29 protein-coding genes are annotated in these 22,665 nt (G+C 66.4%); 23 read left to right on the forward strand and 6 right to left on the reverse strand.

Features of this window, described 5'->3' with window-relative positions:
• Positions 1-11 precede the first annotated feature (11 nt).
• From ACOYR3_RS02450 to ACOYR3_RS02530, 17 genes are all read left to right on the forward strand, one after another.
• Positions 12-1,181, forward strand: a complete 1,170-nt coding sequence (locus ACOYR3_RS02450; protein WP_291485291.1) for a D-alanyl-D-alanine carboxypeptidase family protein — start codon at positions 12-14, stop codon at positions 1,179-1,181.
• A 263-nt stretch (positions 1,182-1,444) separates the two neighbouring features.
• The gene (gene rpsL / locus ACOYR3_RS02455) at positions 1,445-1,822 is read left to right on the forward strand and encodes a 30S ribosomal protein S12 (protein WP_015012185.1); all 378 of its coding nucleotides are present in this window, start codon (positions 1,445-1,447) and stop codon (positions 1,820-1,822) included.
• A 175-nt stretch (positions 1,823-1,997) separates the two neighbouring features.
• Complete coding sequence (gene rpsG / locus ACOYR3_RS02460) at positions 1,998-2,471, forward strand: 30S ribosomal protein S7 (protein WP_005798541.1); 474 nt, start codon at positions 1,998-2,000, stop codon at positions 2,469-2,471.
• Positions 2,472-2,630: 159 nt separating this feature from the next.
• Positions 2,631-4,733 carry an elongation factor G gene (gene fusA, locus ACOYR3_RS02465; RefSeq protein ID WP_422844938.1) on the forward strand — a complete coding sequence of 701 codons (2,103 nt, stop codon included), beginning with the start codon at positions 2,631-2,633 and terminating at the stop codon, positions 4,731-4,733.
• A gap of 142 nt (positions 4,734-4,875) precedes the next feature.
• A complete protein-coding gene (tuf, locus tag ACOYR3_RS02470) occupies positions 4,876-6,066 on the forward strand; it encodes an elongation factor Tu (RefSeq protein WP_422844939.1) in 1,191 nt (396 codons plus the stop codon).
• A gap of 25 nt (positions 6,067-6,091) precedes the next feature.
• Positions 6,092-6,403: a 30S ribosomal protein S10 gene (gene rpsJ / locus ACOYR3_RS02475; RefSeq protein WP_003059431.1), complete on the forward strand. Its 312-nt coding sequence runs from the start codon at positions 6,092-6,094 to the stop codon at positions 6,401-6,403.
• A gap of 227 nt (positions 6,404-6,630) precedes the next feature.
• Positions 6,631-7,305: a 50S ribosomal protein L3 gene (gene rplC / locus ACOYR3_RS02480; RefSeq protein ID WP_422844940.1), complete on the forward strand. Its 675-nt coding sequence runs from the start codon at positions 6,631-6,633 to the stop codon at positions 7,303-7,305.
• Positions 7,305-7,925: a 50S ribosomal protein L4 gene (gene rplD, locus ACOYR3_RS02485; RefSeq protein WP_291484049.1), complete on the forward strand. Its 621-nt coding sequence runs from the start codon at positions 7,305-7,307 to the stop codon at positions 7,923-7,925. The genes rplC and rplD overlap by 1 nt, the downstream gene beginning before the upstream one ends.
• On the forward strand, positions 7,922-8,236 hold the full coding sequence (gene rplW, locus ACOYR3_RS02490; RefSeq protein WP_042429544.1) for a 50S ribosomal protein L23: 315 nt from the start codon (positions 7,922-7,924) through the stop codon (positions 8,234-8,236). Before rplD ends, rplW begins: the two co-directional genes overlap by 4 nt.
• A gap of 2 nt (positions 8,237-8,238) precedes the next feature.
• The gene (gene rplB / locus ACOYR3_RS02495; protein WP_422844941.1) at positions 8,239-9,063 is read left to right on the forward strand and encodes a 50S ribosomal protein L2; all 825 of its coding nucleotides are present in this window, start codon (positions 8,239-8,241) and stop codon (positions 9,061-9,063) included.
• A 10-nt stretch (positions 9,064-9,073) separates the two neighbouring features.
• Positions 9,074-9,349 (forward strand): 30S ribosomal protein S19, encoded by a 276-nt coding sequence (gene rpsS, locus ACOYR3_RS02500; protein WP_003059413.1) that lies wholly within the window; start codon positions 9,074-9,076, stop codon positions 9,347-9,349.
• A gap of 9 nt (positions 9,350-9,358) precedes the next feature.
• The gene (gene rplV / locus ACOYR3_RS02505) at positions 9,359-9,691 is read left to right on the forward strand and encodes a 50S ribosomal protein L22 (RefSeq protein ID WP_119967500.1); all 333 of its coding nucleotides are present in this window, start codon (positions 9,359-9,361) and stop codon (positions 9,689-9,691) included.
• Between the two features lie 17 nt (positions 9,692-9,708).
• Positions 9,709-10,590 carry a 30S ribosomal protein S3 gene (gene rpsC / locus ACOYR3_RS02510; protein ID WP_291484047.1) on the forward strand — a complete coding sequence of 294 codons (882 nt, stop codon included), beginning with the start codon at positions 9,709-9,711 and terminating at the stop codon, positions 10,588-10,590.
• A 2-nt stretch (positions 10,591-10,592) separates the two neighbouring features.
• A complete protein-coding gene (gene rplP, locus ACOYR3_RS02515; protein WP_069104473.1) occupies positions 10,593-11,009 on the forward strand; it encodes a 50S ribosomal protein L16 in 417 nt (138 codons plus the stop codon).
• A gap of 16 nt (positions 11,010-11,025) precedes the next feature.
• Entirely contained in the window at positions 11,026-11,220 is a 195-nt protein-coding gene (gene rpmC, locus ACOYR3_RS02520) for a 50S ribosomal protein L29 (protein WP_422844942.1), read from the forward strand.
• Between the two features lie 9 nt (positions 11,221-11,229).
• Positions 11,230-11,499, forward strand: coding sequence for a 30S ribosomal protein S17 (rpsQ, locus tag ACOYR3_RS02525; RefSeq protein WP_422844943.1), 270 nt, complete (start codon positions 11,230-11,232; stop codon positions 11,497-11,499).
• Positions 11,500-11,831: 332 nt separating this feature from the next.
• The gene (locus ACOYR3_RS02530; RefSeq protein ID WP_422844944.1) at positions 11,832-12,341 is read left to right on the forward strand and encodes a peroxiredoxin; all 510 of its coding nucleotides are present in this window, start codon (positions 11,832-11,834) and stop codon (positions 12,339-12,341) included.
• A gap of 118 nt (positions 12,342-12,459) precedes the next feature.
• Here ACOYR3_RS02530 and ACOYR3_RS02535 read toward each other — a convergent pair whose 3' ends face one another.
• Positions 12,460-12,951, reverse strand: coding sequence for a GNAT family N-acetyltransferase (locus tag ACOYR3_RS02535; RefSeq protein ID WP_422844945.1), 492 nt, complete (start codon positions 12,949-12,951; stop codon positions 12,460-12,462).
• 110 nt (positions 12,952-13,061) lie between these two features.
• On the reverse strand, positions 13,062-13,763 hold the full coding sequence (locus tag ACOYR3_RS02540; RefSeq protein ID WP_422844946.1) for a cytochrome b/b6 domain-containing protein: 702 nt from the start codon (positions 13,761-13,763) through the stop codon (positions 13,062-13,064).
• Between the two features lie 350 nt (positions 13,764-14,113).
• Between ACOYR3_RS02540 and ACOYR3_RS02545 the strand changes: the two genes are divergently transcribed.
• A complete protein-coding gene (locus ACOYR3_RS02545; protein WP_422844947.1) occupies positions 14,114-14,569 on the forward strand; it encodes a c-type cytochrome in 456 nt (151 codons plus the stop codon).
• A 191-nt stretch (positions 14,570-14,760) separates the two neighbouring features.
• On the opposite strand, the gene ACOYR3_RS02550 is transcribed toward ACOYR3_RS02545, so the two are convergent.
• Positions 14,761-15,264 carry a TlpA disulfide reductase family protein gene (locus tag ACOYR3_RS02550; RefSeq protein WP_422844948.1) on the reverse strand — a complete coding sequence of 168 codons (504 nt, stop codon included), beginning with the start codon at positions 15,262-15,264 and terminating at the stop codon, positions 14,761-14,763.
• 242 nt (positions 15,265-15,506) lie between these two features.
• Here ACOYR3_RS02550 and ACOYR3_RS02555 point away from each other — a divergent pair, with 242 nt between their 5' ends.
• From ACOYR3_RS02555 to ptsP, 5 genes are all read left to right on the forward strand, one after another.
• Positions 15,507-16,049 (forward strand): hypothetical protein, encoded by a 543-nt coding sequence (locus ACOYR3_RS02555; RefSeq protein WP_422844949.1) that lies wholly within the window; start codon positions 15,507-15,509, stop codon positions 16,047-16,049.
• Entirely contained in the window at positions 16,046-17,320 is a 1,275-nt protein-coding gene (locus ACOYR3_RS02560) for an MFS transporter (protein ID WP_422844950.1), read from the forward strand. Before ACOYR3_RS02555 ends, ACOYR3_RS02560 begins: the two co-directional genes overlap by 4 nt.
• Positions 17,317-17,778 (forward strand): PTS sugar transporter subunit IIA, encoded by a 462-nt coding sequence (locus ACOYR3_RS02565; protein WP_422844951.1) that lies wholly within the window; start codon positions 17,317-17,319, stop codon positions 17,776-17,778. The genes ACOYR3_RS02560 and ACOYR3_RS02565 overlap by 4 nt, the downstream gene beginning before the upstream one ends.
• Complete coding sequence (locus tag ACOYR3_RS02570) at positions 17,747-18,016, forward strand: HPr family phosphocarrier protein (RefSeq protein ID WP_422844952.1); 270 nt, start codon at positions 17,747-17,749, stop codon at positions 18,014-18,016. Before ACOYR3_RS02565 ends, ACOYR3_RS02570 begins: the two co-directional genes overlap by 32 nt.
• A gap of 231 nt (positions 18,017-18,247) precedes the next feature.
• Positions 18,248-20,020: a phosphoenolpyruvate--protein phosphotransferase gene (gene ptsP, locus ACOYR3_RS02575; protein WP_422844953.1), complete on the forward strand. Its 1,773-nt coding sequence runs from the start codon at positions 18,248-18,250 to the stop codon at positions 20,018-20,020.
• A gap of 85 nt (positions 20,021-20,105) precedes the next feature.
• Here the strand turns inward: ptsP and ACOYR3_RS02580 are convergent, their stop codons facing one another.
• The 3 genes from ACOYR3_RS02580 to ACOYR3_RS02590 form a co-directional block, all read right to left on the reverse strand.
• A complete protein-coding gene (locus ACOYR3_RS02580; RefSeq protein ID WP_422844954.1) occupies positions 20,106-20,990 on the reverse strand; it encodes a DMT family transporter in 885 nt (294 codons plus the stop codon).
• An 18-nt stretch (positions 20,991-21,008) separates the two neighbouring features.
• Positions 21,009-21,842, reverse strand: a complete 834-nt coding sequence (locus ACOYR3_RS02585; protein WP_422844955.1) for a DMT family transporter — start codon at positions 21,840-21,842, stop codon at positions 21,009-21,011.
• 77 nt (positions 21,843-21,919) lie between these two features.
• On the reverse strand, positions 21,920-22,642 hold the full coding sequence (locus ACOYR3_RS02590; protein ID WP_422844956.1) for an AraC family transcriptional regulator: 723 nt from the start codon (positions 22,640-22,642) through the stop codon (positions 21,920-21,922).
• Positions 22,643-22,665 lie beyond the last annotated feature (23 nt).

The raw sequence follows: 22,665 nt of genomic DNA on the forward strand, positions 1-22,665 counted from the left end.
TTCACCTGCCCATGAAACGAATCCTGTCCGTGCTGCGAACCCTGGCCGTCTTTGCTGCCGTGGCCCCCGCGGCCTTTGGCGCCCATGCCCAGGCGCCCCAGCCCCCCGAAATCGCCGCGCGCACCTACATGCTGGTGGATGTGACCGCTGGCCAGGTGCTGGCCGCCAAGGACATTGACGCGCCGGTGGAGCCGGCCTCGCTGACCAAGCTCATGACGGGCTATCTGGTGTTCGACGCGCTGCGCGCCAAGAAGATCTCGCTGGAGCAGAAGCTGCCGGTGAGCGTGCGCGCCTGGAAGATGCCCGGCTCGCGCATGTTCATCGACCCCAAGATGCAGGTGCCGGTGGAAGACCTCATCAAGGGCATGATCATCCAGTCCGGCAACGACGCCACCATGGCGCTGGCCGAGGGCGTGGGCGGCACGGCCGAGAACTTCGTCAAGCTCATGAACGACCAGGCCAAGGCCCTGGGCATGAACGGCACGAGCTACAAGAATCCCGAAGGCCTGACCGAAGCCGGCCACACCACCACGGCGCGTGACCTGAGCGTGCTGGCCACGCGGCTGATGAAGGACTTCCCGGAGTACATGCACTACTACGCCACCAAGCAGTACAGCTACCCCGGCACGCCCGCCTCCAACGGCAGCAACCGCAACACCCTGCTGTTCCGCGACCCCACCGTGGACGGCCTCAAGACCGGCCACACCGCCGCCGCCGGCTATTGCCTGGTGGCCACGGCCAAGCGCGAGTTCCCGGGCGTGGGTCCGCGCCGCCTGCTGTCCATCGTGCTGGGCGCCGCCAGCGAAAATGCCCGCGCCAACGAAAGCCAGAAGCTGCTGAACTGGGGCTACACCGCGTTCGAGGCCGTCAAGCTTTTCGACGCCGGCAAGCCCGTGGCCACCCCCGCCGTCTGGAAGGGCACGGAAAGCGTGCTCAAGATTGGCCGCGACGATGCCATCGTGGTGGCGGTTCCTTCCGGCAGCGCGGGCAAGATCAGCACGCAGATCGTGCGCCCGGATCCCCTGGTTGCGCCCTTCACCAAGGGCCAGTCCGTGGGTTCGCTGAAAGTGGTGCTGGGCGACCAAGCGCTGGCCGAAGTGCCCCTGGTGGCGCTTGAAGAAGTGCCGCAGGCCGGCATCCTGGGCCGCGCCTGGGACGCGATCCGGCTGTGGATTAAGTGAGGGGCATCCCCCAGAAGCGGCTGCACCTCGCCACCGCCTGCGCAGGCAGGCTGGGAGCCGCGGCCCTTGCGCGGCGGTCCTCCGGGCACTGACCGCGCGCTTTCGCAGGGCGCGCTCTGCTTTGCACCAAGGGTTCCCAGGGGGCGAAGCCGCACGGCTTGCCTCTTTACCTCCTTGCTGCTACATTAGAAGGCTTTTCGGAATTTCCGAAGGGTTTCACGTTTTCGCTTTCACGAAGCATATTCACGTTTAGGGACGTATTCATGCCAACCATCAATCAACTGGTCCGTCAGGGGCGCGAGGTCGAAAAGACCAAGTCGAAGAGCCCCGCGATGGAAAACTCTCCCCAGCGCCGTGGCGTGTGCACCCGTGTGTACACCACGACGCCCAAGAAGCCTAACTCCGCTCTGCGCAAGGTTGCCAAGGTGCGCCTGACCAACGGTTTTGAGGTGATCTCCTACATCGGCGGTGAAGGCCACAACCTGCAGGAACACAGCGTGGTGCTGGTTCGCGGCGGTCGTGTGAAGGACTTGCCCGGTGTGCGTTACCACATCGTGCGCGGTTCGCTGGACCTGCAAGGCGTGAAGGATCGCAAGCAGGCCCGCTCCAAGTACGGCGCGAAGAAGCCCAAGGCCAAGTAAGCCCTGGATCTTCTGCCGGTCTGAGAATTTTTCGGTGCTGTTCCCCGCGTGGCGCGGTGTTCAGCGTAGTGACCCCAAACGCAGGTGTTCTGCGCGGGTCGAGTAAGTGGGAGTCCTGGATTGGCTCTCGCGGTGCCGGAAACGGTGCCAACTGAAGCAAAGATAGAGGTAAAAAATGCCACGTCGTCGCGAAGTCCCCAAACGTGAAATCCTGCCGGATCCCAAGTTCGGCAATGTAGAGCTGTCCAAATTCATGAACGTGATCATGGAAGGCGGCAAGAAGGCAGTTGCCGAGCGCATCATTTACGGCGCTCTGGAACTGATCGAGAAGAAGCACCCCGACAAGGACCCCCTGGAAGCCTTCACCGTTGCCATCAACAACGTGAAGCCCATGGTGGAAGTGAAGTCCCGCCGCGTCGGCGGTGCCAACTACCAGGTGCCCGTGGAAGTGCGCCCCGTGCGCCGCCTGGCCCTGTCGATGCGCTGGATCAAGGAAGCCGCCCGCAAGCGCGGCGAGAAGTCCATGGCCCAACGCCTGGCCAACGAGCTGCTGGAAGCCACCGAAGGCCGTGGCGGCGCCATGAAGAAGCGTGACGAAGTGCACCGCATGGCCGAAGCCAACAAGGCGTTCAGCCACTTCCGCTTCTAAGCACGGCAAATCGACGATCGTTTTCGTCGCCAAGCGCAAGGCTGCCGGCCCCATGTGCCTGCAGCCTTGTGGCGATTGAGGCGGTCACAAAATTGACGGACGGCAGCCCCACAATGGCCGCCCCGTCCCCCGAATCACACGACCCATCAAGGACTCACCATGGCTCGCAAGACCCCCATCGAGCGCTACCGCAACATCGGTATCTCGGCCCACATTGACGCCGGCAAGACCACGACGACCGAGCGTATCCTGTTCTACACCGGTGTGAACCACAAGATCGGTGAAGTGCACGATGGCGCCGCCACCATGGACTGGATGGAGCAAGAGCAAGAGCGCGGCATCACGATCACGTCGGCTGCCACGACCTGCTTCTGGAAGGGCATGGACATGTCCTACCCCGAGCACCGCTTCAACATCATCGACACCCCCGGCCACGTGGACTTCACCATTGAAGTGGAGCGTTCCATGCGCGTGCTGGACGGCGCCTGCATGGTGTACTGCGCCGTGGGTGGCGTGCAGCCCCAATCGGAAACCGTCTGGCGCCAAGCCAACAAGTACAAGGTGCCCCGCCTGGCCTTCGTGAACAAGATGGACCGTACCGGTGCCAACTTCTTCAAGGTCGTGGACCAGATGAAGCTGCGCCTGAAGGCCAATCCCGTGCCCGTGGTGATCCCTATCGGTGCCGAAGACAACTTCAAGGGCGTGGTCGACCTGCTCAAGATGAAGGCCATCATCTGGGACGAAGCCTCGCAAGGCATGAAGTTCGACTACCAGGACATCCCTGCAGACCTGGTGGAATCGGCCAAGGAATGGCGCGAAAAGATGGTGGAAGCTGCGGCTGAAGCCTCTGAAGAGCTGATGAACAAGTACCTGGAAGAGGGCGACCTCTCCGAGGAAGAGATCAAGCTCGGCCTGCGTACGCGCACCATCGCCACCGAAATCCAGCCCATGCTGTGCGGTACGGCGTTCAAGAACAAGGGTGTACAGCGCATGCTGGACGCGGTGATCGACTACCTGCCTTCGCCCGTGGACATTCCTCCCGTGGCCGGCACGGACGAAGACGAGAAGGAAACCAGCCGCAAGGCCGACGACAACGAGAAGTTCTCCGCCCTCGCGTTCAAGCTGATGACCGACCCGTTCGTGGGCCAGCTGACCTTCGTGCGTGTGTACTCCGGCGTGCTCTCCAAGGGCGACACCGTGTACAACCCGGTGAAGGGCAAGAAGGAGCGTATCGGCCGTATCGTGCAGATGCACGCCAACGAGCGCCAGGAAGTGGACGAAATCCGCGCCGGCGACATCGCCGCCTGCGTGGGTCTGAAGGAAGTGACCACGGGTGAAACCCTGTGCGATCCCGATGCCATCGTGACGCTGGAGCGCATGGTGTTCCCTGAGCCCGTGATCCGTCAGGCCGTGGAGCCCAAGACCAAGGCCGACCAGGAAAAGATGGGCATCGCCCTGCAGCGCCTGGCTTCGGAAGATCCGTCGTTCCGCGTGAACACCGACGAAGAATCGGGCCAGACCATCATCGCCGGCATGGGCGAGCTGCACCTGGAAATCATCGTGGACCGCATGAAGCGCGAGTTCGGCGTGGAAGCCAACGTGGGCAAGCCCCAGGTGGCGTACCGCGAAACCGTGCGCAAGTCGGTGTCCGATGTGGACGGCAAGTTCGTGCGCCAGTCCGGTGGTAAGGGTCAGTACGGTCACGTGGTGTTCCGCCTGGAGCCCAACGAAGCCGGCAAGGGCTTCGAGTTCCTGGACGAAATCAAGGGTGGGGTGGTGCCCCGCGAGTACATCCCTGCCGTGCAAAAGGGTGTGGAAGAAGCGCTGAACAGCGGCGTGCTGGCCGGCTACCCTGTGGTGGATGTGAAGGTCGCGCTGACCTTCGGTTCGTACCACGATGTGGACTCTTCCGAACAGGCGTTCAAGATGGCCGCCATCTTCGGTTTCAAGGAAGCCGCCCGCAAGGCGAACCCCGTGATCCTGGAGCCCATGATGGCCGTGGAAGTGGAAACGCCCGAAGACTACGCCGGCAACGTGATGGGCGACCTGTCGAGCCGTCGCGGCATGGTGCAGGGCATGGACGACATGGTCGGCGGCGGCAAGGTCATCAAGGCTGAAGTTCCGCTGTCGGAAATGTTTGGCTACTCGACCACGCTGCGCTCCATGTCGCAAGGCCGTGCCACGTACACGATGGAGTTCAAGCACTACGCCGAAGCTCCCCGGAACGTGGCCGAAGCCATCGTGGCGGCCCGCGCCAAGTAAGCTGACGCTCTGCCCGGGTCCTCGCGGCCCGGGCTTTGTTTTGTCTGCGATCCGGTGCCACTCTGTTCCCTGTGCGGAGTGAATCAGCAACCAGATGCAGACGTAAAACCACTACACAGGCATTGCTCTTTGGAGAATTGAAATGGCAAAAGGTAAGTTCGAACGTACCAAGCCCCACGTGAACGTGGGCACGATCGGCCACGTGGACCATGGCAAGACGACGCTGACGGCAGCGATCGCCACGGTGCTGTCCGCCAAGTTCGGCGGCGAAGCCAAGAAGTACGACGAAATCGATGCGGCCCCTGAAGAAAAGGCCCGCGGTATCACCATCAACACCGCCCACGTCGAGTACGAAACGCAAAACCGCCACTACGCCCACGTGGACTGCCCCGGCCACGCCGACTATGTGAAGAACATGATCACCGGCGCTGCCCAGATGGACGGCGCTATCCTGGTCTGCTCCGCCGCTGACGGCCCCATGCCCCAGACCCGCGAGCACATCCTGCTGGCCCGCCAAGTGGGCGTGCCCTACATCATCGTGTTCCTGAACAAGTGCGACATGGTGGACGACGAAGAACTGCTGGAACTCGTCGAAATGGAAGTGCGCGAACTGCTGGACAAGTACGACTTCCCTGGCGACGCCACCCCCATCATCCGCGGCTCCGCCAAGCTCGCCCTGGAAGGCGACAAGGGCAAGCTGGGCGAAGAAGCCATCATGAAGCTGGCTGAAGCCCTGGACACCTACATCCCCACGCCCGAGCGCGCTGTGGACGGCGCCTTCCTGATGCCCGTGGAAGACGTGTTCTCCATCTCCGGCCGCGGCACCGTGGTGACGGGCCGTGTGGAACGCGGCATCATCAAGGTCGGCGAAGAAATTGAAATCGTCGGTATCCGCGACACGCAAAAGACCACCTGCACCGGCGTGGAAATGTTCCGCAAGCTGCTGGACCAAGGCCAGGCTGGCGACAACGTGGGCCTGCTGCTGCGCGGCACCAAGCGCGAAGAAGTCGAGCGCGGCCAAGTGCTGTGCAAGCCCGGCTCCATCAAGCCCCACACCCACTTCACGGCTGAGGTGTACGTGCTGAGCAAGGACGAAGGCGGCCGCCACACGCCCTTCTTCAACAACTACCGTCCCCAGTTCTACTTCCGCACGACCGACGTGACGGGTGCCATCGAGCTGCCGGCCGACAAGGAAATGGTGATGCCTGGCGACAACGTGTCCATCACGGTGAAGCTGATCAACCCCATCGCCATGGAAGAAGGCCTGCGCTTCGCTATCCGCGAAGGCGGCCGTACCGTGGGCGCTGGCGTCGTGGCCAAGATCATTGCTTAATTCTTAAGCAGAAAAGGAACTCGCCATGTCCAAGCAAAAAATCCGCATCCGCCTGAAGGCGTTTGACTACAAGCTGATCGACCAGTCCGCTGCCGAGATCGTCGACACCGCCAAGCGCACCGGCGCCATCGTCAAGGGCCCCGTGCCCCTGCCCACGCGCATGAAGCGTTTCGACATCCTGCGTTCGCCGCACGTCAACAAGACCAGCCGCGACCAGTTCGAAATCCGCACGCACCAGCGCCTGATGGACATCGTGGACCCTACCGACAAGACGGTGGACGCCCTGATGAAGCTCGACCTGCCCGCCGGCGTCGACGTGGAAATCAAGCTGCAGTAATTCTGTGGCAACCCCCTGAAGACCGGCTCGCCAGGGTCGCCTTCAGGGTTCATAACGCGGACTTGCTTGAAAAAGCAGTCCGCGTTATACTTTAGGGCTTCGCCTTCTTTGCGCCTGCCTGCAGGCACACCGGAGGGTGGAGTTTTATATCAACCTTCTCTCACGCGCTGGCGCGCAAACGCTGAGGCCAATTGAAGTCGCAGCGGTGGGAGTTTTGGAGAAAACCAATGAGTCTGAGCAACTCCCTCGGGTTGCTGGGTCGCAAGGTGGGCATGATGCGTCTGTTCACCGATGACGGGGACGCAGTGCCCGTCACGGTGGTGGATGTGTCCAACAACCGCGTTACCCAGGTCAAAACCCAAGAGAACGATGGCTACGTGGCCCTGCAGGTCACGTTCGGTTCGCGCAAGGCATCGCGCGTGACCAAGCCCGAGGCCGGCCACCTTGCCAAGGCAGGTGTGGAAGCCGGTGAAATCATCCAGGAATTCCGCGTCACTGCTGAAACCGCCGGCAAGTACGCCGCTGGTAGCGCCGTGCCCGTGGCAGACGTGTTCGCCGTGGGCCAGAAGGTCGACGTGCAAGGTACCTCGATCGGTAAAGGCTACGCCGGCACGATCAAGCGCCACAACATGTCCTCGCAGCGCGCATCGCACGGTAACAGCCGTTCGCACAATGTCCCCGGCTCGATTGGTATGGCACAAGACCCCGGTCGCGTGTTCCCCGGCAAGCGCATGACGGGCCACCTGGGCGACGTTACCAAGACCACGCAAAACCTCGACGTGATCCGCGTCGACGAAGCGCGTCAACTGCTCTTGATCAAGGGCGCGATTCCGGGCTCCAAGGGTGGGTTCGTGACCGTGCGTCCCGCCGTCAAGGCCAAAGCTTCCAAGGGAGCGAACTAATGCAGCTCGAACTCCTGAATGACCAGGGCCAGGGCGCGTCCAAGCTGGATGTTCCTGAGACCGTGTTCGGTCGTGAATACAACGAAGATCTGGTGCACCAGATCGTGGTGGCCTACCAGGCCAACGCCCGCCAAGGCACTCGCGCCCAGAAGGACCGCGAGCAAGTCCGTCACTCGACCAAGAAGCCTTTCAAGCAAAAGGGTACGGGTAACGCACGTGCCGGTATGACGTCCTCCCCGCTGTGGCGTGGGGGCGGCCGCATCTTCCCGAACCTGCCTGACGAAAACTTCAGCCAGAAGATCAACAAGAAGATGTACCGCGCCGGCATGTCTGCGATCCTGTCGCAGCTGGCCCGCGAAGGCCGTCTGGCCGTGGTGGATTCCCTGAAGGTCGACTCGCCCAAGACCAAGGTGCTCGCCGACAAGTTCAAGGCGATGAACCTGCAATCGGTGATGGTGATTGCCGATGAAGTGGACGAAAACCTGTACCTGGCCTCGCGCAATCTGGTGAACGTGCTCGTCGTCGAGCCGCGTTACGCCGATCCCGTGTCGCTGGTGCGTTACAAGAAAGTGCTCGTCACCAAGGGCGCGATCGACAAACTCAAGGAGATGTTCGCATGAGCACGCTCAAGTTTGACGAAGGCCGTCTGATGCAAGTGCTGGTCGCTCCCATCGTGTCCGAAAAGGCCACCATGGTTGCCGAAAAGTCCAATGCTGTGACGTTCAAGGTGCTGCAGAACGCAACCAAGCCCGAAATCAAGGCCGCCGTGGAATTGATGTTCAAGGTTGAGGTCAAGGGCGTTTCTGTGGTGAACACCAAAGGCAAGACCAAGCGCTTTGGCAAGACCATGGGCCGCCGCGACAACGTGCGCAAGGCCTATGTGACGCTGAAGGAAGGTCAAGAGCTGAACCTGTCCGGGGAGGCTGCTTAATCATGGCCGTTATCAAGATGAAACCGACCTCGCCCGGCCAACGTGCCGTGGTGAAGGTTACCCGTGACCACCTGTACAAGGGCGAAGCCTACGCTGCGCTGCTGGAACCCCAGCACCAGAAGTCTGGCCGCAACAACAACGGTCACATCACCACCCGCCACAAGGGCGGTGGCCACAAGCACCACTACCGCGTGGTGGATTTCCGTCGCAACAAGGACGGCATCCCCGCGAAAGTCGAGCGCATCGAGTACGACCCGAACCGTACGGCCCACATCGCCCTGGTGTGCTATGCCGACGGCGAGCGCCGCTACATCATCGCTCCCCGTGGCCTGGAAGTCGGCGCAACGCTGCTGTCCGGTTCGGAAGCCCCGATCCGCGCTGGCAACACGCTGCCGATCCGCAACATTCCCGTGGGTTCGACGATCCACTGCATCGAGCTCAAGCCCGGTGCCGGTGCCCAGATCGCCCGTTCCGCTGGCACGTCGGCCACGCTGCTGGCCCGCGAAGGCACGTACGCCCAGGTGCGTATGCGCTCCGGCGAAGTGCGCAAGATCCACATCGAGTGCCGCGCCACCATTGGTGAAGTCGCCAACGAAGAACACAGCCTGCGCCAACTGGGCAAGGCCGGTGTGAAGCGCTGGATGGGTATCCGCCCGACCGTTCGCGGCGTTGCCATGAACCCGATCGACCACCCGCACGGTGGTGGTGAAGGTCGTACCGGTGAAGGTCGTCATGCTGTTGACCCATGGGGCAACCTGACGAAGGGCTACCGTACCCGTAACAACAAGCGCACACAGACGATGATCGTGTCGCGTCGCAAGAAGTAAGGGGTAGCAAATGACTCGTTCTCTCAAAAAGGGTCCGTTTGTTGACCATCACTTGCTGGCCAAGGTCGAGAAGGCCATCGCCACCAAGGACAAGAAGCCAGTCAAGACCTGGTCGCGCCGTTCCATGGTTCTGCCCGAGTTCATCGGTCTGACCATCGCCGTGCACAACGGCAAGCAGCACGTGCCGGTCTACGTTACCGACCAGATGGTGGGCCACAAGCTGGGCGAATTCGCCCTGACGCGCACCTTCAAGGGTCACCCCGCTGACAAAAAAGCGAAGAAGTAAGGAACGACCATGTCTGAAACACGTGCAGTCCTCCGGGGCGTTCGTCTGTCGGTCGACAAGGGCCGTCTGGTCGCCGATCTGATCCGCGGCAAGAAAGTGGACCAAGCCCTGAACATCCTGACGTTCACGCAGAAAAAAGCTGCCGGTATCGTCAAGAAGGTGCTGGAGTCGGCCATTGCCAACGCCGAGCACAACGACGGTGCCGACATTGACGAACTCCGCGTCAAGACCATCTACGTTGAGCAAGGCACCACGCTCAAGCGCTTCACCGCGCGCGCCAAAGGCCGCGGCAACCGCATCAGCAAGCCCACGTGCCATGTGTACGTGACGGTGGGCAACTGAGGCCAATAGGGAAGAATATGGGACAGAAAATCCATCCTACCGGCTTCCGCCTGGCCGTGAGCCGCAACTGGTCCAGCCGCTGGTACGCGAGCAACCGTGACTTCGCCGGCATGCTGGCCGAAGACATCAAGGTGCGCGAGTACCTGAAGGCCAAGCTCAAGAACGCCGCCGTGTCGCGCATCCTGATCGAGCGTCCTGCCAAGAACGCCCGCATCACGATCTTCTCGGCACGTCCTGGTGTCGTGATCGGCAAGAAGGGCGAGGACATCGAGAACCTGAAGAAGGAACTCGCGTCGCGCCTGGGCGTGCCCGTCGCAGTGAACATCGAAGAAGTGCGCAAGCCCGAAATCGATGCCAAGCTGATCGCCGACAGCATCACGCAGCAGCTCGAAAAGCGGATCATGTTCCGCCGTGCCATGAAGCGCGCCATGCAGAACGCCATGCGTCTGGGTGCCCAGGGCATCAAGATCATGTCGTCCGGCCGCCTGAACGGCATCGAAATCGCACGTACCGAGTGGTACCGCGAAGGCCGTGTGCCCCTGCACACCCTGCGCGCCGACATCGACTACGGCACCTCCGAAGCCAAGACCACCTACGGTGTGATCGGCGTGAAGGTGTGGGTCTACAAGGGCGACACGCTGGGCCGCAATGACCTGCCCGCCGTGGAAACCCCCCGCCCGGACGAAGAGCGCCGTCCTCGCGGTCCTCGCCGTGACGGCCGCCCGGGTGGCGACCGTGCCGGTGCAGGCCGTGGCGCCCGCCGTCCGATGGGTGGCAATGCCGCTCCGGCCGATGGCAGCGACAAGCCCGCCGAAGCCGGTGGCGCCGATAACACCGCCGTTAAGCGCGTACGCAAGGTCGCCGCGCCCGCTACAGCAGCGGACGGTAAAGGAGAATAACTATGCTGCAACCTGCTCGCCGCAAATACCGCAAGGAGCAAAAGGGCCGTAACACCGGCGTCGCAACGCGGGGTGCCTCCGTTGCGTTCGGTGACTTCGGCCTGAAGTGCACGGACCGTGGCCGCCTGACTGCCCGTCAGATCGAAGCTGCCCGCCGTGCGATCTCGCGCCACGTCAAGCGTGGTGGCCGTATCTGGATCCGCGTGTTCCCGGACAAGCCAATCTCTACCAAGCCCGCAGAAGTGCGTATGGGTAACGGTAAGGGCAACCCCGAGTACTACGTGGCCGAAATCCAGCCCGGCAAGATCGTGTTCGAAATCGTCGGCGTGCCCGAAGAACTGGCCCGTGAAGCGTTCCGCCTGGCTGCCGCCAAGCTGCCGCTGCGCACCACGTTCGTCAGCCGTCACCTTGGCTCGTAATTCAGGAGAACAAGCAATGAAGACTACTGAACTGCGCCAAAAAGACGTCGCCGGCATTCAAGCCGAAATCAAGGCTCTGCAAAAGGCCCACTTCGGCCTGCGCATGCAGAAGGCTACGCAGCAACTGGCTAACACCAACACGCTGCGCACCACCCGCCGCGATATCGCCCGTGCCAAGACCATTCTTGCTGAAAAGCAAGCCGCCAAGTAAGGAGCCCACATGACGGAACCTAAAAAATCCCTCAAGCGCACCTTGATTGGCAAGGTGGTCAGCGACAAGCGTGCCAAGACTGTGACCGTGCTGGTCGAGCGCCGTGTGAAGCACGAGCTCTACGGCAAGATCGTTGCCAAGTCGAGCAAGTACCACGCCCACGATGAGAACGGCGAGTACAAGCTGGGCGACGTGGTCGAGATCACGGAAAGCCGTCCGCTGTCCAAGACCAAGAACTGGGTGGCGACCCGCCTGGTGCAAAAGGCCAGCCTGGTCTGATGCACCGGCCCGGTTCGGCGATCCGGTGCGGCACCCGCGCCGGCCTGCCGGGCCGCCAAGCCCCTGGGCTGCAAGGCCCATTCAAAACGACCCACAATGTGGGTCGTTTTTGTTTTTGGGGCGGTGTTTCCGCCGCCGCGGCGCCGGTTCCTGGACCGCAGGCCGTGCGGAGCGGCCCCTGGGCTGCGTGCAGAACCCGGGACCGCCGCACCGGGAAGCGGGCGGAACGCCCCCCAAGACAACGTAGGCCGGAAACCCCCCCGTGCAGGCAGAGTGCCTGCGCTGCGGTTTCCGGCCTGTTCTTTTTCACCATGACCTGAGGAGCCACCGCCATGATCAAAGTTGGAGATACCCTGCCCGCCACCACCCTGATGGAATATTCGGAAGTGGAGGGCGGGGGCTGCAGCATCGGCCCCAACCCGGTGCCTGTGGAGAAGGCCGCTGCCGGCAAGACGATTGCCCTGTTTGCCCTGCCGGGCGCTTTCACGCCCACCTGCTCGGCCAAGCACGTGCCGGGCTTTCGCGACCAGGCCGAGGCTTTCCAGGCCGCGGGCGTTGACGAGATCTGGTGCCTGAGCGTGAACGACGCTTTCGTGATGGGCGCCTGGGCGCGCGACCAGAAGACCGATGGCAAGGTGCGCATGCTGGCCGACGGCGATGCGGCGTTCGCCAAGGCCACGGGCCTGACCCTGGACCTCACCGGCAAGGGCATGGGCCTGCGCAGCAACCGCTATTCGATGCTCGTCAAGGACGGCAAGGTGGTCACCCTCAACGTCGAGGCCCCCGGCAAGTTCGAAGTGAGCGACGCGGACACGCTGCTGCAACAGGCGCAGAAGGCATAAGCACGTTCTGAGAGCGCTGAGACCTTCCCGCAGCCGGTGCCGCCGGCTGCGTCTCTGATTTGCTATAAAAAAAGGAGCTGCTTGCGCTGGCCCGGCGGGCGCCGCAGCCCAAAAAGCCTCAAGAAATATCCACCTTGAGGTAGTGCGCCCCCGCAATGGGGTTGTGGTAGTAGGGCGGGATTTCCTCGAACCCGAGGTCCGTGTACAGGGCGCGGGCGGACTCCATGTCGTCCAGTGTGTCCAGCAGCACGCAGGCATAGCCGGCCTGGCGGGCGCGGTCGAGCATGGCTTCGGCCAGCTCGCGGCCCAGCCCGAAGCCGCGGAACGCCTTGCGCACGTACAGGCGCTTCATCTCGCTGGCGTTGGGGTAGTCGGCGCTGTCCAGGGGCCGCAGCGCACAGCAGCCGGCCACGGCGCCCTCCACCTCGGCCAGCAGCAGGGCGCCGCGCGGCGGGGCGTATTCGCCCGGCAGGCCGGCCAGCTCGGCTTCAAAGTTCTGAAAGCACAGGTCGATGCCGAGCGTCTCGGCATATTCGCGGAAGATGTCGCGCACCGCATGCATCTCGTCGGACGACGAGGGCGAGCGCAGGGTGACAGAGGGCTTGTCCAAAAGAAAGATTCCAGAGGGGCGTCGCGGAAGCCGGAGTGTAGCGACTGTGAAATGCGGTGCGGTGCGGTGCGGCGCCGAAGGCCGTGGCCTGCCCTGAGCGCCTGCCCGCGTCAGAACGCTGGCGCGCCCAGCGTGGACACCCACCAGGCCAGCGCGCCGCACAGCAGCCCCACCCCCAGGGCAGCGAGCCGTGTGGCGATGTCGTCGCGAGCCGCGGGCGTGCCGGGCGCGGCGGGCTTGTGGCCATGCCACATCGCGGGAACCAGGCGCTGCTTGCGGGCCACAGCGTAGAACATGATGGCCAGCACGTGCAGGGCCACCAGGCCCAGGACCAGGAACTGGCCCAGGTCCTTGTGGTACGTGGTGGCGGTGCTGACCACGGCATTGGAGACAAAGCGGGTGAGGGGGCCGGCAAAGGCGATTTCGTCGTCGCTGAGCAGGCCGGTGCCCACTTGCGCCAGCAGCACGGCCAGGAGGCCGAAGACCGACAGCGCGCCCAGGGGGCTGTGGCCGACGGCGTCCTCGGGCGTTCCCGTGCCGCGCAGGTAGCGCAGCAGCCGGGCGGGCGAGTACAGGAAGGCGCCAAAGCGCGACCAGCGCCCGCCCACCAGCCCCCACACCAGCCGGAACACCAGCAGCGCCAGCACCACGTAGCCCAGGCGGAAGTGCCAGACCATGGCATTGCCGCCCACCTTGGCCGTGACCACCAGGCCCACCACGCTGGCGGCGAGCGTCCAGTGGAACAGGCGGGTGGGCAGGTCCCAGACGCGGACGAGCTGCTGCGGTTGCGAGGGTGTGGGAGCGGAGGTCATGGCAAACGGGGCGTGGAATGAACGGGGGGAATCCCACACCGCCCGGCACCTTGCCGGTGCCGGGCGGGTGGACTAAACGGTGGGTGAAAGGGTGGGCGCCATTGTGCGGCACGCGGTGCCCGCCCGCCAGCACCGGGGCGCTGCCGGCGGGTGTGGGGCGGGTGGGAGCGCGGCACAGCGGTCCGGCGGGCCCAAAGACAAACGGGCATACTTGCGCGCAGCCGGCCGCAGCGCGGCCGTGGCCGCCGCGCCCGTGGCGGACACCCGGCCGGCCCGGCACCGTCCTGTCCGGTGACCGTTCGCCCAAGATCGTCAACACGTTCTAAGAGAAAGAAGGAAGGAACCACGCCATGAAAGCACTTGCCACATTCGCCCTCGCGGCCCTGACCCTTGCCGCCGCAGCTCCGGCTTCGGCCCAGTTTGCCAAGCCCGAAGACGCCATCAAGTACCGCCAGAGCACCCTGTTCGTGATGGGCCAGCACTTCGGCCGCATCGGCGCCATGGCCAACGGCCGCGTCCCGTTCGACGCCAAGGCCGCGCAGGAGAACGCAGACATCGTGGCCGCCATGGCCAAGCTGCCCTGGGCGGGCTTCGGCGCCGGCACCGACAAGGGCGCGCCCACGAAGGCCCAGCCGGCCATCTGGACGGAGCAGGCCAAGTTCAAGGCCCACGCGGACAAGCTGGAGGCCGAGTCGGTGAAGCTGGCGGCCGCCGCCAAGACCGGCAGCCTGGACAACCTGAAGACCGCCTTCGGCGCCGCGGCAAGCTCCTGCAAGGCCTGCCACGACGACTTCCGCGCCAAATAAGGGGCGCCCAGCCCAGCCCGGGCTGGGCTGGGCTGGGCTGGGGCAGCGTCAGCGCTGCGCCGCCGATCAGGGCCGCCGCGGTGGCCCTGGCGGATCTGCAAATTTCATAGCTGCCAGCGCTTGCCCCATCTACGCAAAAGGCCGACTTCTTACGAAATCGGCCTTTTGTTTTTGGGTGGCGTTGCGGTGGCTCAGGTCTCGGCCAGCAGCTTTTCGATGAGCTGGTGCAGCTCGGGGAAGTCGGGCGCGCCCACGTAGCTCTTCACGATCTCGCCACGCTTGTTCACGATGAAGGTCGAGGGCGTGAGGCGCACGTCGCCCCAGGCCTTGGCGACGTTGCCGGTGTTGTCGATGGCCACCTGGAACGGCAGCTGGCGCGTCTGGGCGAAGTTGACGACGTAGCTGGGCGGGTCGTAGCTCATGGCCACGGCCAGGGTGTCAAAGCCCTTGCCCTGGTACTTCTTGTACGTGGCGATGATCTCCGGCATCTCCGCCACGCAGGTGGTGCAGCTGGTAGCCCAGAAGTTCACCAGGGTCACCTTGCCCCGCAGGTCGGCGGTGGTCTTGCTGGAGCCGTCCAGCAGCACGAAGGTGGATTCAGGCGCTGTGGAGCGGCCCGTGCCCAGGTACACGTAGGCGCCCACGGCCGCAAAAGCCGCCACTGCCACACCCGCTGCCCAATGTTTGATTGCCATGACTACTGATCCGAGAAAGGTCCTGAAACCGGAGCTTGCACCCCGCCGGACATTGTGCCGGAGCGGGGGCGTTGCGTCTTGACCTGGGGCAAGCCAGCCCAGGCTGCAGCAGGGTGGACTCGGCAGCGGCGCAAAAGTTCGCCGCAAAAGTAGGCCCGCAGGGCGGATGAGGGCGGCCACGCCCGCCTGCACGGCCCGGCCCCCCGCGACGGCGGGAGCGCCGCTGTGCCGATAATGGCCCGATGAACTGGACCTTCACCGGGGCGCTGGCCCTGCTGCTGTGGCTGGCGGGGTGCAGCCCTGCGCTGAACTGGCGAACCGTGCCCCTGCCCGGGGCGGACCTCTCCGTGACCCTGCCCTGCAAGCCCGACCATGCAACGCGCACGGTCGAACTGGCGGGGATGCCCGCCGAGCTGGCGATGGCCGGCTGCGAGGCCGACGGCGCCACGTTCGCCGTCTCGCACGCCGCGCTGGCCGACCCGGCGCGGGCGGGGCAGGCGCTGCGGCACTGGCGCGCGGCCGTGCTCGACCACCTGGGCGCCAGCGCGGCCGCGGCCGCCACCGACACGCCCTATGCACCGCCCGGTACGCTGGTGCTGCCCGAGGCCGTGCGCACGGTGGCCCAGGGGCCGCACCCGGACGGCAAGCCGGTGTTCCTGCAGGGCGTGTGGTTTGCCCGCACCGCCGGCGCGCAGCTGCGCCTGTACCACGCAGTGGTCTACACCCGCACGCCCCGGCCGGAGCTTGCGGACCCGTTCTTCGCGGGCCTGGAGCTGGCGCGATGAGCGCGGCCGTGCACGCCGTGCTGCCGCGCCGCGCGGCCGTGGTGGTCTTTCTGGCGTTCGCCTTTGCGTACTTTCTGTCGGCGCTGGTGCGTGCCGTCACGGCCACGCTGGCGCCCACGCTGGCACAGGAGTTTTCGCTGCAGGCCAGCGACCTGGGGCTGCTGGCGGGCGGGTATTTCCTGGGCTTTGCGGCCACGCAGCTGCCGCTGGGCGCGTGGCTGGACCAGCATGGGCCGCGCAAGGTGGCGCTGGGCTTTCTGGGCGTGGCGGTGGCAGGCAGCCTGGTGTTCTCGGTGGCCACCGGCTTCTCGGGCCTGCTCGCGGGGCGGGTGCTCTGCGGGGCGGGCGTGAGCGCCTGCCTGATGGCCCCGCTCACCGGCTACCGGCGCTGGTTCGAGCCCACCGTCCAGATGCGGGCCAACTCGTGGATGCTGATGACCGGCTCGCTGGGCATGGTGGCGTCCACCTTGCCCGTGCAGTGGGCCCTGCCGCTGGTGGGCTGGCGGCCGCTGTTCTGGGGGCTGGCGGCCTTGATCGCGGTGTCCATGGGGGTGATCGCGGTGTGGGTTCCCGGCTGGGCCGCAACTGCGCAAGGCGCTACCCCCACGGGGCGCTCCCGGCCGGCCGGCGAGGTGCCCCAGGGGTATTCCGTGGTGTGGCGCCACCCCTACTTCCAGCGGCTGGCGCCACTCGGCTTCTTTGTGTACGGCGGCATGGTGGCCATGCAGACCCTGTGGGCCGGGCCGTGGATGCAGCGCGTGGCAGGCTACACGCCGCTGCAGGCGGCCACCGGGCTGTTCTGGATCAATGTGTCCATGCTCTGTGCGTTCTGGACCTGGGGACTGGTCAATCCCTGGCTGCAGCGCCGCGGCCTGGGGGCCGACCGGCTCATGGCGGCCGGCCTGCCCGCATGCCTGGTGCTGCTGCTGGGCATCATCGTGGCCGGGCCCGGCGCGGGCGGCGGTGCCTGGGCGCTGTTTTGCGTGTCGTGCACCTTTGTCTCGCTCTCGCAGCCCGCAGTGGCGATGGCCTTTCCCCAGGCGCTCGCGGGGCGCGCGCTGTCGGCCTACAACCTGGTCATCTTCGCCGGGGTGTTTGTCGTGCAGTGGGGCATCGGGCTGGCCGTGGACGCCTTTGCGGCCGCCGGCTTCTCGGCCACGCAGTCCTTCCAGGCGGCCATGGCGGTGTACCTGGCGTGCAACGCCAGCGCCTATGCGTGGTTCGTGCTGCGGGGGCGGAGCCATAATGTCCCGCAAACCGCCACCCCATGAGCACCAGCACCACCACTCACATTCTCATCATCGCCCACGCGCCGCTGGCCCATGCGCTGCGCGCGTGCGCGCTGCATGTGTTCCCCGACTGCGGGGACAGCGTGGCGGCGCTGGACGTGCAACCCAACCAGCCGCCCGAAGAGTCCCTGGCGCAGGCCCGCATCCTGCTGCAGCAGCTGGGCGAGGATTCCACCCTGGTGCTGACCGACGTGTTTGGCGCCACTCCCTGCAACGTCGCGCAGCGCGTGATCGAGAACGTCCGCTCGCGCCTGGTGACCGGAGCCAACCTGCCCATGCTGCTGCGGGCGGTGAGCTACCGGCACGAAGCGCTCGATGCCGTCGTCACGCGCGCCGTGGTGGGAGGCACCCAGGGCGTCATGCAGGTGGCCATCTCCGCACCGCAGAACCAGAACACCCGCAAACGACATGATCAAGACGCGTACCACCATCAGCAATAAGCTGGGCCTGCACGCCCGCGCATCGGCCAAGCTCACCAAGCTGGCCGGCAGTTTCCCCTGCGATGTTTACATGAGCCGCGGCGACCGCCGCATCAACGCCAAGAGCATCATGGGCGTGATGATGCTGGCCGCCGGCATGGGCACCGAAGTGGAGCTGGAAACGAACGGCGACCGCGAGCAGGAGGCGATGGACGCGCTGCTGGCGCTGATCGCCGACAAGTTTGGCGAGGGTGAATGAGGTGATGGCCCCCACGGTCGCGCACTGCGTGTCGCTCCCTGCCCCCCAAGGGGGCCCAGCCCGCCTTCGGGCGGTCGGGCGGCGGGTTGCGATGGCCCCCACGGTCGCGCACTGCGTGTCGCTCCCTGCCCCCCAGGGGGGCCCAGCCCGCCTTCGGGCGGCCGGGCGGCGGGCTGCGATGGCCCCCACGGTCGCGCGCTGCGTGTTGCGTCCTGTTCAGGTGGCGAAGCCATGACTTTTTCCGTCCACGGTCTTGCGGTTGCGCGCGGCATTGCCATCGGGCGGGCGGTGCTGGTGGCGTCCAGCCGCATGGACGTGGCGCACTACTTCATCCAGCCCGACCAGGTCGAGGCCGAGATCGAGCGGGTGCGCAAGGGCCGCAATACGGTGGTGGAGGAGCTGCAGCGCCTGCAGGCCGACATGCCCGCGGACGCGCCGCACGAGCTGGGCGCGCTGCTGGACGTGCACCTGATGCTGCTGCAGGACGAGGCCCTGACTGGCGGCGTGAAGCACTGGATCACCGACCGCCTCTACAACGCGGAGTGGGCCCTGACCACGCAGCTGGAAGTGATCGCGCGGCAGTTCGACGAGATGGAGGACGACTACCTGCGCGAGCGCAAGGCCGACCTCGAACAGGTGGTCGAACGCATCCTGCGCTACATGAAGGGCGTGGCCAGCCCGGTGGCGCCGCCGGCCAGCAGCCCGCGCCGCCACCAGCAGCTGGGCCTGCAGCAAGACCTGCTGCTGGACGAGACGGTGGACGTGCCCCTGGTGCTGGTGGCGCACGACCTGTCGCCGGCGGACATGCTGCAGTTCAAGCAGAGCGTGTTTGCGGGCTTCGTGACCGACGTGGGCGGCAAGACCAGCCACACGGCCATCGTTGCGCGCAGCATGGACATCCCGGCCGTGGTGGGCGCGCGCGCTGCCAGCCAGCTGGTGCGGCAGGACGACTGGGTCATCATCGACGGCGACGCAGGTGTGGTGATCGTCGATCCTTCGCCCATCATCCTGGCCGAGTACGGCTTTCGCCAGCGCCAGGTCGAGCTGGAGCGCGAGCGCCTCGCCCGGCTGCGCCACACGCCGGCCATCACGCTGGACGGCCACAAGATCGAGCTGCTGGCCAACATCGAGCAGCCCGGCGACGCGGCGGCCGCCGTGCGCGCGGGGGCTGTGGGCGTGGGGCTGTTCCGCAGCGAATTCCTGTTCATGGGCAAGAGCGGCAACCTGCCCGGCGAAGACGAGCAATACCGCGCCTACCGCGAGGCGCTGGAGGGCATGCAGGGCCTGCCCGTCACCATCCGCACCATCGACGTGGGCGCCGACAAGCCGCTGGACCACAAGAGCCACAAGGACAACTACCTGAACCCCGCGCTGGGCCTGCGCGCCATCCGCTGGAGCCTGGCCGACCCGGCCATGTTCCGCACCCAGCTGCGTGCGGTGCTGCGCGCGGCGGCGCACGGCAAGGTCAACCTGCTGTTCCCCATGCTGGCGCACACGCACGAGATCCAGCAGACGCTGGCCCAGGTGGACCTGGCCCGCGGCGAGCTGGACGCCCGGGGCGAGCCCTACGGCCCCGTGCAGCTGGGCGCGATGATCGAGGTGCCCGCGGCGGCGCTGATGGTGCGCACCTTCCTCAAGTACTTCGACTTCCTGTCCATCGGCACCAACGACCTCATCCAGTACACCTTGGCCATCGACCGCGCCGACGAGGCCGTGGCCCACCTGTACGACCCGCAGCACCCCGCCGTGCTGCGCCTGGTGGCCGATGTCATTGCCGAAGGCCATCGCCAGGGCAAGAGCGTGTCCGTGTGCGGTGAAACCGCCGGCGATGTGGCCATGACGCGCCTGCTGCTGGGCCTGGGGCTGCGCAGCTTCTCCATGCACCCGGCACAGATCCTGGCCATCAAGCAGGAGGTGCTGCGCGCCGACACGCGCAAGCTGGCCCCCTGGGCGCAGCAGGTGCTGGAGGGCGAGGCCACCCTGGCCCGGGGCACAGCCCACTGAGGCAGTGGGGTTGGTTTGCTATTAATTTTGCAGCTGCTTGCGCTTGCTGGTAAAGCGCTGGGGGCACTTTTCTATAAATTTCGCTTCAACGCCGCGCCAGCGCCACCCCCGCCATGGCCAGCACAAAGCCGAGCAGTTGCACCGGCGCCAGCGTCTCGCCAAAGATCACCCAGGCCTCCAGCGCGGCCAGCGGCGGCACCGCCAGCAGCAGCGCCGCCGTGCGCGTGGCCTCGCCGCGGCGCATCAGCCAGATCAGCAGCGTGGCCCCGCCCAGCGACAGCACGCCCACGGCAAACGCCAGGTAGCCCCACAGCGCGGGCGATCCGTCCCAGCGCGGCGTGCCCACGGCCCAGGCCATGGCCAGCAGCACCGCCACGGCGCCCAGATTCTGCACCGCGCTGGCACTGCGCAGATCGTCGTGCGCCAGCCAGCGCGACTTTTGCACCATCGACCCCAGCGTGAGCGAGAATATGCTGCCCACCGCCGCCAGCACCACCGGCCATTGCAGGGCGGCCGCATCGGCCGCGGCCAGCCGGGGCGCCAGCACCAGCGCCACCCCGCCAAAGCCCAGCGCCAGTCCCGCCCAGGTGCGTGCCGGCAGATGCTGGCGCAGCCACAGCACGGCCACCAGCGCGGTGAACAAGGGCTGCAGCGAGCCGATCAGCGCCATCACCCCGGCCGGCATGCCGCGCGCCATCGCCCACCAGCTCGGGCCCAGGTAGATGCCGCTCATCAGCGCGCCGGCCAGCAGGTGCAGGGCATTGCGCCGCACGCCCTGCGGCCAGGCGGCGCGCGCCCAGGCCGCCGCGGCGCAGAACGCCAGCGCCACGCAGGCAAAGCGCGCGGCCAGGAACCAGAACGGGTCGGCGTGCGCGGCCACGCCCCGGCCCACCAGAAAGCCGGTGGACCAGATCAGCACGAACGCGCCGGGCGCGGCCAGTGCGAGCGGGGCGGGGCGTGGGTCGGACATGTGCCGTGAAAGAGGTGTTCAGCGTGCGCGCACGCCCAGCACCGCGGCACCCAGGATGAGGGCCGTGGCCAGCACGATGCTGCCGCTGAACGGGCGGCCGCTGACCAGCACCAGCAGGGTGGTGGAGGCCAGCGGGGTGATGTAGCTCAGGATGCCGATCTGCCGCGCATCACCAAGCTTCAGCGCCTTGTCCCACATGAAAAAAGACGCGCCCAGCGGCCCCAGCCCCAACAGTGCCAGCAGGCCCCAGTCGCGCCACTGCAGCGCGGTGGCGGGCTCCAGCGCCGCATGGCACAGCAGCGACAGCACGCCCGACACCAGCCCGAACAGCCCGATGGCCGTGGTCGGGAACGCCGCCACGCGCTTGGTCAGCAGCGAATAGCTGGCCCAGATGAACGCCGCTGCCAGCGCCGGCACATAGCCCCAGGCCAGCTCGCCGCTCAGCTCGCGCCCGCCCGCGATGGCCAGGGCCGCGCCCCCAAAGCCCAGCAGCGCCGCCAGCACATGCGCCGGCCGCAGCCGCACGCCCGGCAGCAGCACCGGCGACAGCACCACGATCAGCAGCGGCCACAGGTAGTTGACCAGGTTGGCCTCCACCGCCGGCGCATGCCGCAGCGCAATGAACAGCAGGAAGTGGTAGGCAAACAGCCCGTACACGCCCAGCGCCAGCGTGGGCAGCGGCACGCGCCACTGGGCCGGGTCGCGCACCACCAGCGGCCAGGCCGGCACGCTGCCGATGACCAGCGCAATGCCCGTGAGCAGGAACGGCGGCACGTGCGTGAGCGACACGCCTAGCGAGGCCAGCGAGGCCCACAGCGCGATGGCGCCCAGGGCGTAGAGGTTGGCTTTCATCCCGCCGAGGATACGCGGGCGGGCCATCGCGGGGCGACGGTCCGTCGTCGCGAAAACGCGGTACCGTGAACGCGGAATCAGCGGCCCGCGCGCCGCAGCGCCGCCGTCAGCGCCGACGGCGAGCGGTAGCCCGTGCGCCGGGCCACATCGGCCACGGCCAGGCCGCTGCCCCGCAGCAGCCGTGCCTGTTCCAGCCGCAGGCCGCGCAGCCAGGCCATGGCGCTCACGCCCCGGTCGTCGCGGCAGCGCGCGGCGAACTGGCTCTCGCTCAGGTGCACGCGCTGCGCCAGGTCAGCGACGGTGAGGGGTTTGTGCCACTGCTGGGCGGCCCAGTGTTCGAGCGCCGCCCAGTCGATGGGCCGGCGGCGTGCGGCGCTGGCGGCGGCCGTGGGGGGCGCGTCGGGGTGGCCGGCGGCCAGCCAGGCTTCGCGCAGCAGCACAGGACCATGGGCCTGTGCCAGCGGCTGGCCCTGCCGCACGGCGGCGGCCAGGTAGCGCGCCAGCTGCAAGGCGGGTGCGGGCGGTGCGGCGGGGTGCGTGCGCTGCGGTGCACAGCGCGCCCAGTCGGGGTGGCTGCTGTCCAGCACCAGGCACAGGCTGCCGCGCGCCGACGCGAAGTCGTGCCGGTCACCCGGCGCAATCACGCAGCCGCCGCCGGGGCCCACACGCAGGCCGCGGCCTTCGACCTCCAGCTCCAGCGCGCCGGTGAGGCCCAGCAGGATCTGGAAGTGCGCATGGCTGTGGCTGCCCGGCGAGGCGCCATACTGCCGCAGCGAGAGCGATCCGGCCTGCGCGTCCATCGGGGGGGGCTGGGGCGTGTGGA

Origin of the sequence: Acidovorax sp. M2(2025) (genome assembly GCF_049330835.1) — a bacterium.
GTDB lineage: Bacteria > Pseudomonadota > Gammaproteobacteria > Burkholderiales > Burkholderiaceae_C > Acidovorax.